Source organism: Pseudomonas sp. CFBP13508, assembly GCF_005233515.1.
Classification (GTDB): Bacteria; Pseudomonadota; Gammaproteobacteria; order Pseudomonadales; family Pseudomonadaceae; genus Aquipseudomonas; species Aquipseudomonas mercuritolerans.
In genome coordinates this window covers 260,719-277,062 of the sequence record NZ_QFZZ01000006.1, presented here as the reverse complement: position 1 = coordinate 277,062, position 16,344 = coordinate 260,719, and the positions used below count along the sequence as shown (strand labels likewise).

Annotated in this window: 15 protein-coding genes; 6 read left to right on the top strand and 9 right to left on the bottom strand. The window is 61.8% G+C overall.

Translation table 11 applies throughout. The features are described 5' to 3' along the window. Positions 1–9: 9 nt before the first annotated feature. The 4 genes from PspCFBP13508_RS18570 to dinG form a co-directional block, all read right to left on the bottom strand. Complete coding sequence (locus PspCFBP13508_RS18570) at positions 10–1,107, bottom strand: OmpA family protein (protein ID WP_130912008.1); 1,098 nt, start codon at positions 1,105–1,107, stop codon at positions 10–12. A 113-nt stretch (positions 1,108–1,220) separates the two neighbouring features. Beyond that, positions 1,221–2,366 carry a serine hydrolase domain-containing protein gene (locus tag PspCFBP13508_RS18565; RefSeq protein ID WP_137215361.1) on the bottom strand — a complete coding sequence of 382 codons (1,146 nt, stop codon included), beginning with the start codon at positions 2,364–2,366 and terminating at the stop codon, positions 1,221–1,223. 210 nt (positions 2,367–2,576) lie between these two features. After that, positions 2,577–5,045, bottom strand: coding sequence for a beta-galactosidase (locus tag PspCFBP13508_RS18560; protein WP_137215360.1), 2,469 nt, complete (start codon positions 5,043–5,045; stop codon positions 2,577–2,579). Positions 5,046–5,140: 95 nt separating this feature from the next. Continuing rightward, positions 5,141–7,285 (bottom strand): ATP-dependent DNA helicase DinG, encoded by a 2,145-nt coding sequence (dinG, locus tag PspCFBP13508_RS18555; protein WP_024011911.1) that lies wholly within the window; start codon positions 7,283–7,285, stop codon positions 5,141–5,143. Between the two features lie 99 nt (positions 7,286–7,384). Between dinG and PspCFBP13508_RS18550 the strand changes: the two genes are divergently transcribed. Beyond that, a complete protein-coding gene (locus tag PspCFBP13508_RS18550; protein ID WP_137215359.1) occupies positions 7,385–7,849 on the top strand; it encodes a DUF2269 family protein in 465 nt (154 codons plus the stop codon). 209 nt (positions 7,850–8,058) lie between these two features. Here PspCFBP13508_RS18550 and PspCFBP13508_RS18545 read toward each other — a convergent pair whose 3' ends face one another. The 4 genes from PspCFBP13508_RS18545 to PspCFBP13508_RS18530 all read right to left on the bottom strand — a co-directional run bounded on the left by PspCFBP13508_RS18545 (position 8,059) and on the right by PspCFBP13508_RS18530 (position 10,760). Continuing rightward, positions 8,059–8,817 carry a collagen-like protein gene (locus PspCFBP13508_RS18545; protein ID WP_137215358.1) on the bottom strand — a complete coding sequence of 253 codons (759 nt, stop codon included), beginning with the start codon at positions 8,815–8,817 and terminating at the stop codon, positions 8,059–8,061. Next, entirely contained in the window at positions 8,810–9,091 is a 282-nt protein-coding gene (locus PspCFBP13508_RS18540; protein WP_137215357.1) for a DUF1145 domain-containing protein, read from the bottom strand. The genes PspCFBP13508_RS18545 and PspCFBP13508_RS18540 overlap by 8 nt, the downstream gene beginning before the upstream one ends. A 160-nt stretch (positions 9,092–9,251) precedes the next feature. Further along, entirely contained in the window at positions 9,252–9,974 is a 723-nt protein-coding gene (locus PspCFBP13508_RS18535) for an OmpA family protein (RefSeq protein ID WP_137215356.1), read from the bottom strand. 90 nt (positions 9,975–10,064) lie between these two features. Next, positions 10,065–10,760, bottom strand: coding sequence for an OmpA family protein (locus PspCFBP13508_RS18530; RefSeq protein WP_024011908.1), 696 nt, complete (start codon positions 10,758–10,760; stop codon positions 10,065–10,067). A 199-nt stretch (positions 10,761–10,959) separates the two neighbouring features. Between PspCFBP13508_RS18530 and PspCFBP13508_RS18525 the strand changes: the two genes are divergently transcribed. The 4 genes from PspCFBP13508_RS18525 to PspCFBP13508_RS18510 all read left to right on the top strand — a co-directional run bounded on the left by PspCFBP13508_RS18525 (position 10,960) and on the right by PspCFBP13508_RS18510 (position 12,754). Further along, positions 10,960–11,457, top strand: a complete 498-nt coding sequence (locus tag PspCFBP13508_RS18525) for a DUF6231 family protein (RefSeq protein ID WP_137215355.1) — start codon at positions 10,960–10,962, stop codon at positions 11,455–11,457. A 4-nt stretch (positions 11,458–11,461) separates the two neighbouring features. Beyond that, positions 11,462–11,938 (top strand): YchJ family protein, encoded by a 477-nt coding sequence (locus PspCFBP13508_RS18520; RefSeq protein ID WP_130911272.1) that lies wholly within the window; start codon positions 11,462–11,464, stop codon positions 11,936–11,938. Positions 11,939–12,059: 121 nt separating this feature from the next. Beyond that, positions 12,060–12,545 (top strand): LEA type 2 family protein, encoded by a 486-nt coding sequence (locus tag PspCFBP13508_RS18515; RefSeq protein ID WP_137215354.1) that lies wholly within the window; start codon positions 12,060–12,062, stop codon positions 12,543–12,545. A gap of 5 nt (positions 12,546–12,550) precedes the next feature. Further along, complete coding sequence (locus PspCFBP13508_RS18510) at positions 12,551–12,754, top strand: SEC-C metal-binding domain-containing protein (protein ID WP_003198420.1); 204 nt, start codon at positions 12,551–12,553, stop codon at positions 12,752–12,754. Positions 12,755–13,009: 255 nt separating this feature from the next. Here the strand turns inward: PspCFBP13508_RS18510 and PspCFBP13508_RS18505 are convergent, their stop codons facing one another. Beyond that, positions 13,010–13,567: a cysteine hydrolase family protein gene (locus tag PspCFBP13508_RS18505; RefSeq protein WP_137215353.1), complete on the bottom strand. Its 558-nt coding sequence runs from the start codon at positions 13,565–13,567 to the stop codon at positions 13,010–13,012. 201 nt (positions 13,568–13,768) lie between these two features. Between PspCFBP13508_RS18505 and PspCFBP13508_RS18500 the strand changes: the two genes are divergently transcribed. After that, positions 13,769–16,219, top strand: coding sequence for a penicillin acylase family protein (locus tag PspCFBP13508_RS18500; protein WP_137215352.1), 2,451 nt, complete (start codon positions 13,769–13,771; stop codon positions 16,217–16,219). Positions 16,220–16,344: the final 125 nt, after the last annotated feature.

Below are 16,344 nucleotides of genomic sequence, written 5' to 3'. Positions count from 1 at the left end.
GTTAGCGGATCACTTCTTGGCAGCGTCGGCTGCCGCGACTTTCTTGTCGGTCGCGGCGGCTTTGGCTGGTGCAGTTTTTTTCGCTGGAGCCTTGGCCGGAGCCTTCTTCGCCGGAGCCTTGGCGGCGGTTTTCTTGGCTGGCGCCTTTTTCGCCGCCGGCACAGCGGCTTTTTTCGCCGCAGGCGCCGGGGTAACCGGTTTGACCACTGGCTTGACATCTTGCGCAGCAACCATCGTCACCGGCTTCGGCGCTGGCATGTTGTATTTGCTCAGCAGCGCAACCATGGTGTTTTGCGGAGTCACCAGCAGTTCGACACGACGGTTCAAGGCACGGCCCTCAACGCTGTCGTTGGCCGCACGCGGCGCTTCGGAACCCATGCCACGCAGCATCAGGCGATCACGCTGCAAGCCGCTGAGGCGGAAAATTGCGGCGATGGATTGCGCACGCTCCTGGCTCAATTTGACGTTGGCTGGCGCGGAACCGCTGGTGTCACTGTGACCGAGCACCAGCACCGCGGTTTTCGGGTCGGCTTCAAGGATTTTCGCCACGCGAGTGAACGGGCCAAGGGTGACCGGCAGCAGCATCGCCGGGCGGTCCGGGTTGAACGAACCTTCCACCGGCGCCGTCACCACCAGTACGTTGTCGCGACGTTCGAGTTGCAGGTTGCTGTCCTTCACCGCTTCACGCAAACGCGGTTCGTAGTCATCGAGCCAAGCCTGGGTCACCTTCGGATCGGGCATCGGCACGGCTTTGACGGTTGGCTGGTCCTTGCCGCCGAACGGCCACCACCATTTGCCATTGGACTGCGCCTCGGCTTTGGCCACCTCGACCGGTTTGGCTTCAGGTTTGACCTCGGCTTTCAGATCAGCCTTGATCGCTTCATCGCTGGAACCGAACGGCCAATACCACGGGTTGCTGCTTTCGGCCTTGGCAACTGGTGCGGTCGCTGCAGGTTTCAAAGGAGCCGGTGCCGGATCTTTGGCCGCGACTTTGTCGGAAGAGCCGAACGGCCACCAACTGCTGCCGTCCGCATCGTTTTTCGGGGTCTGTGCGCAACCGGTGAGCGCTACACACAGGGCCAGGGCGAGGGTCTTTTTAGATGACATTGAAAATCCACAAAATGAAGTAATGAAAAATCAGAGCACTTTCGCCCGGATAAACAGCCGTTTTGAAACGAAAATCCTTTCGAGGTTCCGACCCTGGAACCCCTGTTGAAGCTTTACAGACAAGTGGCAAGCACCCGCGCCAGCTTTTGCGCGCGCGGATCCATCAAAACGTAAGGTCCCAGGGTATTTGTCACGAAACCGAAAGCCACATCGTGCTCAGGATCAGCAAAACCGATCGAGCCGCCCGCTCCCGGATGGCCGAACGCGCGTGGGCCGAGGCCGTAGGTGGCGTTGGGCACGTCCGGTTGATCGAGCATGCAGCCGAGGCCGAAACGGGTGCGCGTGAGCAAAGTCTTGTCATCGCCAAGGCTGTGCTCGCGGGTCAGCTCTTCGAGCATCTCGCTCTCGAGCAGGCTGCCGTCGAGCAGGCCGGCATAGAACCCGGCGAGACTGCGCGCGTTACCGTGGCCGTTGGCCGCCGGTTGCTGCATGCGGCGCCATTCCGGCTTGTTGGTGCTGGTCAGCACGGACGGCGGATTGGTGAAGGCGCGGGTGGTCATCGCCGTCGGTTCGCGCATGGTCACTTGCAGCAGGCGCTGCGCCGCAGCGTCGCCGGCGTTGCCCTTGCCACGGGCGATGTGCGCCACGCGATGAAACTCTTCGTCGGCCAGGCCCACGTGGAAATCCAGGCCCAACGGTTTGGCGACCCGAGCGACGATCGACTCGCCCGGCCCACGACCGTCGGCGCGGCGCAGCAATTCGCCGACCAGCCAGCCGTAGGTGATCGCGGCATAACCGTGACCGGTGCCCGGAGTCCACCATGGCGCTTCGGCCGCGAGGGCGTCGACCATGGTTTGCCATTCGTAAAGGGCTTCAGGCGCGAGCAGTTCGCGCAGCGCCGGCAAGCCGGCCTGATGGCAGAGCAATTGGCGCAGGGTGACGGATTCTTTGCCGGCGGCGGCGAATTCCGGCCAGTAGCGGGCAACCGGGGCGTCGAGTTGCAACTTGCCTTCAGCGACCAGTTGCAGCGCGGTAACGGCGGTGAAGGTCTTGGTGCAGGAGAACAGGTTGGCGATGGTGTCGCTGTGCCAGGCTTCGCTGCCGTCCTTGTCGGCGGTACCGGACCAGAGGTCGAGGACGGTTTCTCCACCGACCTTGATGCACAGGGCTGCGCCGCGTTCCTGGGGATCGTCGAACAGTGCGGCGAAAGCCTCGCGCACCGCTTCGAATTGAAGCTCGTAATGTCCCTGAATCTGCACCCGCAACTCCCCCGCGAAAACGCTCTACAAAGTGGCCCGCATTGTTCCAGCCCTTGAGGGATTTGGGAACAGGCGCGGGCCAGACGGTTGATCGGCAATTTATGGTGATCCCTTCGCGAGCAGGCTCGCTCCCACAGGGGATCTCCTCTGCTGTTGATATCCAGTGTGGGAGCGAGCCTGCTCGCGAAGAACGATAACGCGGTCTGAAACCTAGTGACCATTCCCCGAATGCCCACCCGCCTGCGCAGCCCCCGGCGCATTGCCAGCCTCGGCCTTGCGCCCACCTTCAACCTCGGCAACCGGTGCTTTCTGCGCCTCCTTGCCCAACTGCTCCAGCGCCTGCAGATTGCTTTTGCGCACCGCCTCGACGAAGCCCTGATAAGGCAGATCGGTCACCCCGACCAGACCGAAATGCCCGTTCTCGCCGTCGAGCAAACGCCCGGTCACCGGTTGGTCGAGATACTGGAACCAGTGCACGCCAACAATCGACGGTTCGCTCAGCGCCTGTTTGAGGAAGTTGACATAAGCCGGACCGCGATCTTCTTCCTTGGCCAATTGCGTCACGCCGCCCCAGAACGGCCCCCGGTCAGCCGAGCCGAAGTTGAATTCGGTGATCAGCACCGGTTTGTCCAGCGCTGCCAGTGCGGCGAAGTCGTAACCGTCCTGCGGCTTGAGCGTGTACATGTTGAAGCTCAACACATCGCAATACTGCGCGCACGACGCCACGGCTTCAGGCGTGCTGATGGCGAAGCGACCGCCAAGCAGCATCTGGTTGGGCGCGTGCCATTTCAGCGAATCGGAAATGGTCTTGAAATAGGTGTCGGCAAAGACCTTCTGGAAGTATTTGAAATCCGCTTCGATCTCCGGATGTTCCGGGTTCGGCAATGGCGGCACGAACCCCGGATCTTCCATCAACTCCCATGCCGGCAAATCGATGCCCCAGGCCTTGGACAGTCCGGCCTGATTGCGGTACTTGTCGCGCAATTGCTTGAGAAAGGCGCGTTTGGCCGGTACGTCGGTGGTCATTTTCAACGTGCCGTAGGCCAGCGCGTAGCGAGCCTTCGGATCGTCACCAGGGCCGGCCCAGGCCAGTTCGTTGTCGGCGTAATAACCGATCAGCCACGGATCGTCACGATGATCGCGGGCGGCAATGGCCACGGCGCGCTCGGTGGCCATGGCAAAACGCGGATCGAACGGATCCGGCATGCCGCCCCACCAATCGCTGCCAGTACTGATACTGGCGTAATCGCCGACGATCGACAGCGGCAAGGTGTACGGCACGCGTTCAGCGTCCGCCAGCGACGGCACGCTCCAGTTGCCCACCGTGTTGAAGCCCCAGGCTTGCAGGCGGTCGAGGGTATGGCGGGTCCAGCGTTCTTCATCAATCGCGGCTGTGCACGGAGCGGTTTGCGCGCTGGACGCTTGCACCGCATCGGTCTGCGCCGCTTCGGCAATACCCGATTTCGGCTCGGCAGGCACCGCTGCAGTCTCAGCAGCCTGCACCGAGCCGGCCTCAGCCGCGCCCGCCTTCGCCGCTTCGGCAATCCCGGCCTTGTTGTCGCTGTCCGCCTTGCACGGTTCGCCGTACAGGCGTTGCAGATTGGCACCATAGAAGTCGTACCAGCGGCCGTTGCCGTAGCCACGGCCCTGATCGGCGCCATTGCCGCCACGGTTGTCGCCCTCGCCGAAATGCGCGGCCAGCGGGTCGTCGTTCTTCGGCAACGATTCGAACATGTACTCACGACCAGCCACGTAGGTCTGGTTGACCTGCGGGCTGACGGTGTTGACGCCCAGCGAATAGAACGGGTGGCCTTCAGGGGTCACCAGATACCAGCGGCCATCACGTTTTTCCGTGCGGAAGAAGCCGCTGGCCTTGAACGCCGAGCCTTTGTTCCAGCCGCCGAACTTGTCCAGCGAAGCCTTTTCACGCTCGGTCAGCCACGTATTCAGTTGTTGCTGCTCTTTGCTGGCGGCGCTTTTAAGTTGCTCGTCGCTGCTGACTTTTTCCGGCCACTTGCTGCGGGTTGACTGACCGTATGCGTCGACCAGATTACCGTACACCGCGCGCGTCACCGACTCGCCGTCCTGCACGCCGAAACGCTCAAGCAACAGGCTCTGCGCAACTTTCGGCTGATCCATCGACAGACTCACCGAAACCACCTGGCTGCGATCGATCTCGCCCGTGCTGCTGGCCAGCAGAATGCGTTGGCCATCGACGGTCATCGGCATCGGCGGCCCGGCTTTCATGCCCTGGCTCAGCGGCGTCGAAGCCACCAGCGGCACCAGCAAGGTCTGCGCGGGGCCGGCCGGCAGATCGACGCGGCTGACCAGAGTGCGGCCATCGTTGCTCTGGATCTGCACATAAACCGTCACCGCCCAGTTCATCGCACTCTGCAGACGCAAAGTCATCATGCCGAACTGCGACCAGTCCCAGGCACCGGTCTGCGGAGTCAGGCGCAAGGTCGGCCGCGCGACCGGGTTGAACGTCACCCGGCGCAGCACTTCACCTTCAGCGGTCTGTTCGGCATTGGCCTGCGGCAGGTCGGCGTTTTCCGTGGCGACCTTGACCACGTCGGCCGGGCGCACGAAGTTGAACAGCGTCTGCTGACCGGCGGGCGCGGCCAGCAACGGCGCGGCAAAAATCATGGCGAAAACAGCGGGCAACGAACGGCGGATCATAAGAACGGAGTTCTCCCTAACGACCAGTCAAGGCCAGTGGAAAAGCGGTGGCAGAGAGATAGACAACGCGGTGGGCCAATCGGCCCACCCGTGTCTCAGGATATTTCACGACGGAAAGGAGGCAACGCATTGAGGATCGCCTTGCCGTAGCGCTGGGTGACCAGACGCCGGTCGAGCAAGGTGATGGTGCCGCGGTCTTCTTCGGTGCGCAGCAGACGCCCGCAGGCCTGAACCAGTTTCAGCGAGGCGTCGGGCACGGAGATTTCCATGAATGGATTGCCGCCACGCGCCTCGATCCACTCCGACAACGCAGCCTCGACCGGGTCGTCAGGCACCGAGAACGGAATCTTGGCGATAACCACGTGCTCGCAATAAGCGCCCGGCAAATCGACACCCTCGGCAAAACTGGCCAGCCCGAACAGCACGCTGGAATCACCGCCATCTACCCGCGCCTTGTGCTTGTTCAGGGTTTCCTGTTTCGACAGATTGCCCTGAATGAACACTTGCTTGCGCCAGTCGCGATCGAGGCCGTCGAACACGTCCTGCATCTGCTTGCGCGAAGAGAACAACACCAGCGTGCCGCGCGACCCTTCGACCAGATCCGGCAGTTCGCGAATGATCGCCGCCGTATGGGCAGCGGCATCGCGCGGGTCGGCCTTCAGATCCGGCACGCGCAGCACGCCGGCATCGGCATGATGGAACGGGCTCGGCACCACCGCCGTGACAGCTTTTTTCGGCAGGCCGGCGCGCATGCGGAAACGGTCGAAAGTACCCAGCGCCGTCAGCGTCGCCGAGGTCACCAGGCAGCCGTACGCGACATTCCACAGACTGCGACGCAAGGTTTCGGCGGCGAGGATCGGGCTGGCGTTGACCTCGATGTCGAACAGCGAGCCGCTTTCGGCCAGGGTCAGCCAGCGCGCCATCGGCGGGCTGTCTTCCGGGTCTTCGGCGGTGAACGCGGTCCACAATTCCCAGTTGCCGGAAGCACGGGACAACAGGCTGCCGAACAACGGATACCACTCTTCGGCCTGATTGCTGGCGATGCCGATATTGACCTCGCCATCCATGCCTTCCTTGAGCAGGTCGGTCAGGCGCTGGAACAGATCGTTAAGGCGCGAATAGCCTTTTTTCAGCTCGATGCCCATCTCGCGCATGTCCTCGGGAATCACCCCGCCGACAAAGCGATGTCGCGGACGCTCGCGGCCTTCGACGTCTTCGCCGGGCTTGAAATCGGCGATCTGCTCGCACGCGGTGAACATGAACTGCTGCTGGGTCTTGATCTCCCGTGCCAGCTCCGGCACCTGCTCGATCAGCTTGCCGAGATCGCCCGGCAGCGGATGCTGTGCGAGCAGTTTTGTCAGGTTCTTGGCAGTGGTTTCCAGCCAGTCGGCGGTGGAGCGCAGGCGCGTGTAATGAGCGAAGTGGCCGATGGCCTTGTCCGGCAGGTGATGGCCTTCGTCGAACACGTAAATGGTGTCGCGCGGGTCCGGCAGCACGGCGCCGCCGCCCAGTGCCAGATCCGCCAGGACCATGTCGTGGTTGGTGACGATCACGTCAACCTTGCCCATGCCTTCGCGGGCCTTGTAGAAGGCGCACTGGCCGAAGTTCGGGCAATGACGGTTGGTGCACTGGCTGTGATCGGTGGTCAGGCGCGCCCAGTCGGCGTCTTCCAGCGCGTTAGGCCAACTGTCGCGGTCGCCGTCCCATTTATTGCCGGCGAGCTTTTCGATCATGCTGGTGAACAGCTTCTGACTGGCCTCGTCGACTTCGATCTTGAAGCCTTCTTCTTCGAACAGCTGCGCGGTGGCGGTTTGTGCGTGGCCTTCCTGCAGGAGCATGTCGAGCTTGGACAGGCACATGTAGCGGCCACGGCCCTTGGCCAGGGCAAAACTGAAATTCAGCCCGCTGTTGCGCATCAGGTCAGGCAAATCCTTGTAGACGATCTGCTCTTGCAGGGCGACGGTCGCGGTGGCAATCACCAGACGCTTGCCGGCCAGTTTCGCCGTGGGAATCGCCGCCAGGCTGTAGGCCACCGTCTTGCCGGTACCGGTGCCGGCTTCCACCGCGACAATCGCGGGGTCGCCACTGCGCCGGCCTTCGTCATCGGTGTCGATATCCCCGAGGACCTTGGCGATTTCGGCGATCATCAGGCGCTGGCCGTAACGCGGCTTGAGGCTCTTGGCCTCTAGAAAACGCGAATAGGCGCCCTGGATCGTGGTTTTGAGTTCAGTGCTGATCATTGAGTGTCGGGCGCTGGAAACGCTGGATAAATTTTCAGTAGTTTGGTTCGGCGGCTATCATACCTGCCTAATCGATCCTGCGCAGAACGGAGTGCCCGAATGACACCTTTTAGCCTCGTTTACCCCCTGCATGTCCTCGCCGCTCTGGTGTGGGTTGGCGGCATGTTTTTCGCCTGGATGGTCTTGCGCCCTGCGGCTGTGAAGGCTCTGGACGGCCCCGCTCGCCTGACCCTGTGGGTGGAAGTGTTTCAAGGTTTTTTCCGTTGGGTCTGGGTCGCCGTGATCCTGTTGCCGATCAGCGGCGTGGGCATGTTGCATCTACAGCAGGTCGGCTTCGAGACCGCGCCGAAGTATGTGCAGGTGATGATCGGTTTGTATGTGGTGATGACGGCGCTGTTCATCCGCATTCAGGGGCTGATGCTGCCGGAATTGCGCAAGGCGGTTGAGGCGAAGGATTGGCCGGCGGGTGCGGCAGTGCTGGGGCGGATTCGCCGGGTGGTGGGGCTTAATCTGCTGGTCGGGTTGGTGCTGGTGGCTGTGGCTGCGGCTCGGCCGATATTCTGAAGATTGGGGACTGAAATCAAAAGCCCCTCACCCTAGCCCTCTCCCGAAGGGAGAGGGGACTGATTGGGGGATATTTGGAGAGTTACACCGACCTGAAACTGCCCTACCGAATCCATAATCGACCGGTTTTTTTCAGGTCGACGTTCAACTCACGACACCTCGGTCGGCTCCCTCTCCCTCTGGGAGAGGGCTGGGGTGAGGGCTTGCCTTTAGAGGCGCTGCACAGTAACCGAACCCGCCGCTCCCTCCGGCCCAGGCTGGCCATCCGCGCCGGCCTTGCCGTTCTTGCCGCCGTCAGCGCGGTACACCAGGCAGCCCTTGGATTTGCCGCCCTTGCCTGCTTTACCACCGAGACCCGCCGGGCCGCCGGCACCGCCAGCCACGTTGACCTTGATCAGCTCGACCGGGAAATCCCGTGGTACGGCGAGGCGCACCAGCGCACCCGGCGCGCCCGGCTGGCCATCGCTGCCGTCACTGCCATCGGCACCGTGGCCGGCCGAGCCATAGGTGCAGCCCGGATCTTCACCGTTGCCGCCGTCGAGGCCGACGAAACCTGGCGCGCCCCTGCCGCCACGGGCATCGACCGTCAGTTGCGGCGCGCTCAGGGCCTGGAATTGCAGATTCAGATTGCGCCCGGCCCGGGCCGCTTTTTCATAAGTGCCGGGGGCGCCGCGCGCGGTGATCTGGCTGCCCTCGCTCAACTCAGCGCGCTTGACCTTCACTTCCAGCGCCTGTTCAGCCGGAACGATGGCGATGCGCGCTTCGTGGCCCAAGCGCAATTCATCGATGTTCAATTCGGTCACATTGGACGGGATCAGCAAGGTGCCGTAATCGGCGACTTCCAGTTTCTCCAGTTGCAGCGTGCTGGTGGTGTTGGGCAAGCGCATCAAAGAATTGCTTTGCACGTTGACGACCTGGGCGCAGGCCAGTGGACTGATGAATGCAGCGAGCAGGCAGAGTTTACGCATGGGAAGAAGCCTCCGGAGCGGCCGGGGCCGGGATGGTTTGCAGGTGGAAAACGCCGAACAACAGGATGCGGCCACGATCACGCCAAGGGTGCGGACGGCCCTTTAGGCTGCGGTTGCACAGCAGCACTTCGAGTATATGAATCAGCAACAACAGAGCGCCGGCCAGATTGACCAGCAGATGCAGCGGATGAACAAACGGCAACAGTTGATTGGCCAGCACCACGCAGCAGAACAGCAGGGTCAGCAAACGCCCCAGCCCCCAGAACACCTTCATACGCTCCCCCGTGTTGCGAATTATTCTTTGCACGCACAGTACCGGCTTCTGCGGGGGATAAGCCAGAGGGAAAAATGAAATTTCTACAAACGCCGGTTAAATGGCTCCCGGGCCGATGATTTCGACCCGGCAGCTCTAGCCGGCGGACTACAGACCTTTCCTAACGATTGATATGCAGCTCGACCCGGCGATTTTCCGCGCGACCTTCATCGGTGGCGTTATCGGCGACCGGCTCACTTTCGCCTCGGCCCTCGCTGGTGAGCTTGTTCGGCGCCAGGCCCTGACTCAGCAGGTACGCCGCGACACTGCTCGCGCGCCGCTCGGACAATGCCTGGTTATAGGCGTCAGAGCCCTTGCTGTCGGTATGGCCGATGACCTTGATGCTGACCACATCGGCATTACGCAGCTTGTCCATCAGGGTGTCGAGCTGCGCTTTGGCCGCCGGGGTCAGATCGGATTTGTCGAAATCGAACAGCACGTTGCCGGCATCGCTCAACGTGATCACTTCACTCTGCGGCGCCGGTTCGACCGGTTTTACTGCCACTGGATACTGCGGCAACGGGCAACCACGGTGATCGACTTCGGTATTTTCCGGCGTGTCCGGGCAGCGGTCGCGACGGTCAAACACACCGTCGCTGTCCTCGTCGCCATCCTGGGCGTAACAGATCAGCCCACCGGTAAGAATGCCCAATGCCGCGCCACCACCGGCCCAGCCGGCGCTTTCAATGGCGCCAAGACCGCCGCCGACCAGGCCGCCAAGCAGGCTGCAGATCGGCCACGTACGTTGATTGAGGGGGGCGGTGCCATCGCTGTGAGTGGCACAACCGGTGAGCAAGCTGCCTAGCAGCAGCACCGGCAAGACGGACCTTGAGAAAACACGCATTTGTGAACGCTCCTGTGTACCGGCCCATACCGGTTACACAGGAGTAAAGACCCGCATCCGCGACTGCACAAGCCGCGGATGCGAGAGGGGCTAGCGGACGATTTTGATTTCGGTGCGACGGTTCTGCGCGCGACCATCGGCCGACTTGTTGTCGGCAACAGGCTGGCTTTCACCAAGGCCCGACACCGAAACGAAGCTGGCACGCGGTACACCCTGCTGAATCAGGTATTCCACCACCGAGTGCGCACGACGATCCGACAGTTTCTTGTTGTAGGCATCGCTGCCGACACTGTCGGTGTGACCGGTCACGGTCAGTTGCGCGGTAGAGGATTCCTGCTTCAGGCGATCGGCGACCTTGTCCAGCACTTGCTTGTCAGGGCCGGTCAGCGTGGCTTTGTCGAACTCGAAATGCACATCACGAATGACGATGGTTTCTTCCTTGACCACAACCGCTTCTTCGACCACTGGCGCAGGCGTCGGTGGCGGGCAACCGTCAGCATCGACCTGCACGCCTTTAGGTGTGCCCGGGCACTTGTCGCGACTGTCCGGCACGCCATCGCCGTCTTCATCGCCGTCACCATGCACCCAGCAATAGGCCGCTGCCGTACCACCGACAAGCAGTGCACCGTAACCGGCCCACGAAGCGCTTTCCGTCGCGCCGAGACCGGCACCGACCACACCACCGACCGCCGCACAGGTCGGCCAGTCGGTCTTCTGCAAACCTGCACAACCAGTCAACACACTGGTTAGCAGAACCAAGGGTAATGCTGTCCGAACTATGCTCATCTAGTTTTCTCCTGAGGGATCGGCTTAAAACCGATTCAGGGAGTAAAGACCGGAGTTTTAATCTCCGCCAGCAATAGGCCACCGCTGTTTGCGACCGTGTTCACAGGGGTTCGCCTCTTTCGGCGAAAACCGCCGCCACCGGGCGCTTTGCCGACGCGGTCTGGCAGGCTAGTCTTGGCGGTCTGACTGAGGAGCTTCGATGAACGTCGCCATTTCTTCGCGCACGCCGCAACAGGCGCTGGCCGCTTTGCTGGATCGCTACGCCCCGGCTCGATTGCTGTTGATCGGCGCCAGCGAGTTTCCCGCCTTGAGCGCTTTCAAGGACGCGCATCCAGATACCGTGGTCGCCCATGCCGCACCCGGCGGTCTGCCGGCTGAGCTGGCCGCGCAACGCTTCGATCTGGCGCTGGTGGTCGATTGCCTGGAACATTTGCCCAAGCGCGATGGCCTGAATCTGTTGGGCGGCATCCGCAATCTCAACGCCAGTCGCATCGCGGTGCTGGCGGATCTGGCGGCCAGTGGCTGGCAGGAAACCGACTTCTACTCATTGGCCCTGCAGGCCAGCGAGCGTTTCCAGCGCGACGAGCAGGTGCTGACCCTGTTCACCTACGATCTGCTTGACTACAAACAAGTCCCCGACTGGCTCAATTCACGCTTCTGGGCCAATCCGGAAAACTTCGGGAAATACTGGTGGTAATGCAATGAGTACAGCCATTTGCCCTTGCGGCAGCGGCAATCTGCTGGATGCCTGCTGCGGCCCTTATCACGACGGCCACCCGGCGCCGTGTGCCGAAGCCTTGATGCGCTCGCGCTACAGCGCTTACGTGCTGGGGCTGGTCGATTATCTGGTGGCGACCACCCTGCCCGCGCAGCAGGCGGGCTTGAACCGACAATCGATCAGCGACTGGAGTGCACAAAGCACCTGGCTCGGCCTCGAGGTTGAAAGCTCGGAAGTCTTTGGCGGCCAGCCGGAACACGCCTTCGTCACCTTTACCGCACGCTGGCACGACAGCCAGGGCGAGCACAGCCATCGCGAGCGCTCCTCATTTGTCCAGAACGGCGGGTGCTGGTACTTCATCGATCCGACGGTGCAGATGAAGCTGGGGCGCAATGACGGCTGCCCTTGCGGCAGCGGGCAGAAGTTCAAGAAGTGTTGTTCGGGTTATTTCGGCGCTTGAGCTGAAGATCAAAAGATCGCAGCCTTCGGCCGCTCCTACAAAGAATTTGCGTTCATTCTGTAGGAGCTGCCGAAGGCTGCGATCTTTTTAGGTCTAGACTGGCACCAAAGGGAGTAACACCATGCTCGGTCATCGACGCACATTACATTTTCTGCTGTTGATGCTGACCCTCAACCTCGGCGGCTGCGCCTCTTGGTTCAGCGATGACAGCGTCGAGCCCGCCGTGCATCTGGTGAAAGTCGAGGTGGTGCGGGCCAAGTTGCTCGAACAGAAATTCATCCTGCACTTTCGCGTCGACAATCCCAACGACAGCGACCTGACCGTGCGCGGCCTCGAATACCGGATTCATCTGGCCGACATGCTGCTCACCGAGGGCGAGCACGAGCACTGGTTTACCGTCGGCCCCAAGCGCAGCGCTTACTTCAAAGTGCCGATCCGAACCAACCTGTGGCCGAAGGTCAAACAGGTGGTGAAACTGCTGAAAAATCCGAACCAGCAGATTCCCTATCGATTGCAGGGGGAAATGGAAACCGGTTTATTCATCGCCCACTACGTGCACCTTGAGCGCAATGGCGTGATAATCCCCGCCGATCTAACTCCGGAGTGACCTCGATGACCCAGCAACCCCATGTCCATGGCCCTGACTGCAACCACGATCATGACCACCATCACGATCACGACCATGGCCATGTCCACGGCCCGAACTGCGGCCACGCCCACCAGGAACCGGTGCGCAACGCCCTGAAAGACGTCGGCCGCAACGATCCTTGCCCATGCGGCAACGGCAAGAAATTCAAGAAGTGCCACGGCGCTTGATGTCACTGGCGAAGGTCTTCTTCGCCTGACCTGCCGCCTTCGCGAGCAAGCTCGCTCCCACAGTGACCGCGTACCGATCTCCTGTAGGAGTGAGCCTGCTCGCGATGGGGCCGGCACCTCCAACATTGTTGGCGCCTGACACACCGCTTTCGCGAGCAGGCTCGCTCCCACAGGGATCGCGTTTCATCTGAAGAAATATGGTCACTGTGGGAGCGAGCCTGCTCGCGAAGGCGGCGGCGCCTCCACTACAAAACTTCAGCCTGCCGCCAAAACCTGCACACTACTGACCACCGTCGCATACTCCCCATGCAGATTGCCCAGCGACATCCCGTGCACCTCTTCAGCGGTACGCGGTGTGCCGAAATAATCGGCCTTGTCGAAGGTGAAGCACGCATCCTCAGCCACAAACGTATCGAACGCCAAATTGCCTGCGGTGCGCGCCGTCGACTCAACTGAGTTGTTGGTCGCCACACCGACGATGATCAGTTGCCTGATCCCTGCCTCACGCAACCGCCCTTCCAGCCCGGTCGCGCAAAACGCATCCGGAACGTCTTTCTGGATCAGCCATTCACCGTCCTGAGGGACAAATCGCTCTTGAAACTCCACCCCGGACTGCTCCGGCCAGAACACCGAATCAGGCGAGCGCGACAAATGTTGCACGTGGATCACCGGCCGCCTGCTCCGCCGCCACAGCGCCAGCAGCTCAAGCATTCTTTCCTCGGCCTGAGGATTATTCCGCCGCCCCAGACGCGGGTGCAAAATGCCTTTCTGCTGGTCGATGATGATCAGCGCAGCGTTGCTCTGAAGCTCCATAGCGATCTTTCTCCTGACAGGGCTCGGGACTCGTTCCGTAGTTCAACATCAGCGCTTTCCCACAAGCAACTGTCACGCCTCTGACCGATCAGCCGACAACTGCATAAATAACCGCTCGCCCCGCTTGCGCGGCCCTCGCGCCGTCACTAACGTAGCGGCTTTATTGCGCCCCCAGCCTTATACCCCCGCAGGAGCTTCGCCATGGCCTCGCCAGCCCTTACACATTTTCTTCCCCGGTTCGGCGTTGCCGCAGCAGTGGCCGGTGTTCTCGGCCTGTCCGGTTGCCAGACCTGGAACGCCCAGGACAGCCTGCCGCCGACCTCCGGCGTGCAACCGCTCAAGGGCCTGGCGCAGAACGTTTCGGTGCGGCGCAATGCGATGGGCATGCCGCTGATCGAAAGCAACAGCTTTCATGACGCGCTGTTCAGTCTCGGTTACGTCCACGCCAGCGACCGCATCAACCAGATGGTCACCCTGCGCCTGTTGGCTCAGGGCCGGTTGGCGGAAATGTCCGGCGCGTCGATGCTCGATGCCGACCGCTACATGCGCGCGGTCAATCTGAAAAAGAGCGCCGGCGAGCTGTACAAGGCCTCGTCGCCACGGCTCAAGCGTTTCTTCGAAGTCTACGCACGGGGCGTCAACGCCTACCTGTTCCGCTACGCCGACAAGTTGCCGGGCGACCTCGCCGCCAGCGGTTACAAACCGGAATACTGGAAACCGGAAGATTCGGCGCTGATTTTTGCCCTGCTGAATTTCAGCCAGTCGGCCAACCTGCCGGAGGAAATCCAGTCGCTGGTGCTCGCGCAAACCGTCACCACTGACAAACTCGCCTGGCTGAGCCCGTCGGCGCCTGATGAAAACCTGCCAGTGGCTGAAGCCGACAAACTGCAAGGCCTCAAGCTCAACGGGCAGATTCCGGGGCTGACGGAATTGAGCACCGCCAGCCAGCAACTGTCGGCGCTGAACCTGCTCGCCACGCCGACTGCGAACAACTGGGCGATTGCCCCGCAACGCAGCCGCAGCGGCAAGAGCCTGCTGGCCAGCGATGCCCACGGGCCGCTGGCCGCGCCGTCGCTGTGGAGTTTCGTGCAGATCCGTGCGCCGAAATATCAGGCCGCCGGCGTCACGGTTGCCGGTCTGCCGATGGTGCTCGGTGGGTTCAACGGCAAAGTGGCGTGGAGCATGACCAGCGTGCTCGGCGATAACCAGGATCTTTTCCTCGAGAAAATCCGCCGTCAGGGCAGCAGCCTGACCTATGAGGTCAACGGCAAATGGCAGCCGCTGGGCGTGCGCAACGAAACCTACTTCGTCAAAGGCCAGCGGCCGATTCGCGAAGCCGTTTACGAAACCCGCCACGGCGCGCTGCTCAACAGTTCCCAGGCAGCGGCGCAGGGCAGCGGTTTCGGCCTCGCGTTGCAGACACCGAATTTCACTGACGACAAAACCCTGGATGCCTTCTTCGATCTGACCCGCGCGCAAAACGTCGAGCGCGCCTCGGACGCCAGCCGCGAAATCCGCGCCATCACCCTCAATCTGGTATTCGCCGACGCAAGCAATATCGGCTGGCAAGTCACCGGGCGCTTCCCCAACCGTCGCGAAGGCGAAGGCCTGCTGCCCTCGCCGGGTTGGGACGGTCGCTACGACTGGGACGGTTACGCCGACCCGATGCTGCACCCCTACGATCAGGACCCGGCACAAGGCTGGCTCGGCACCGCCAACCAGCGCGTCATCCCCGACGGCTACGGCATGCAGTTGTCGAAATCCTGGGCGGCACCGGAGCGCGGCGAACGCTTGGCGGAAATGGCTGGCAGCGGCAAGCACGACAGCCGCAGCGTGATCACCATGCAGTACGACCAGACCACCACCTTCGCCGCCAAGCTGAAAAAAGTCTTTGAAGCACCGGGCATGAAGCAACCGCTGAAACAGGCGATCGACGCCCTGCCGGAAGCCGAACGCAGCAAGGCGCGCGAAGCCTTCACCCGTTTGATGGCGTTCGACGGCAAGCTCAGCCCGACCTCGGCGGATGCCGCGATTTATGAACTGTTTCTGCAGGAAAGCATGAAGCAGATCTTCCTCGATGAACTGGGTCCTGAGTCGAGCCCGGCGTGGAAGGCTTTTGTCGCCAATGGCGATCTGTCCTACGCGGCGCAGGCCGATCATCTCTTGGGGCGTGAGGACAGTCCGTTCTGGGATGACCTGCGCACGCCGCAGAAGGAAGACAAATCCGTGATTCTCGCCCGCAGTCTCGCTGCAGCGATTACAGCGGGAGACAGCCAGTTGGGCGGCGATCATCGCGCCTGGCAGTGGGGCAAATTGCACAGCTATGCGTGGAAAAACAGCAATGGTCAGACTGTACGCGGGCCGCTGGCGGCTGGAGGCGATCACACCACGCTGAACAGCTCGGCATTTGCCTGGGGTCAGGACTTCGCCACGATGCGTGCGCCGTCGATGCGTTTCATCGTCGACTTCGGCCAGAGCGAACCGCTGATGGCGCAGAACGGCACGGGGCAGTCGGGCAATCCACTGAGTCCGAACTACCTGAACGGGATCGATGCATGGCTGAAAGGTCAGTACATCGGCCTGCCGATGCAGCCGCAGAACTTTGATCGGGTGTATGGCAAGGCCCGCTTGACCCTGACGCCCGGTAAATAGAGCGAAGATCAACAGCCCCTCACCCTAGCCCTCTCCCGAAGGGAGAGGGGACTGATTGGGGGATGCTTGGGTATTGCGCCGACCTGAAAGAGAGAGAGTGAATCCAACATTGGATCAGGCTCAAG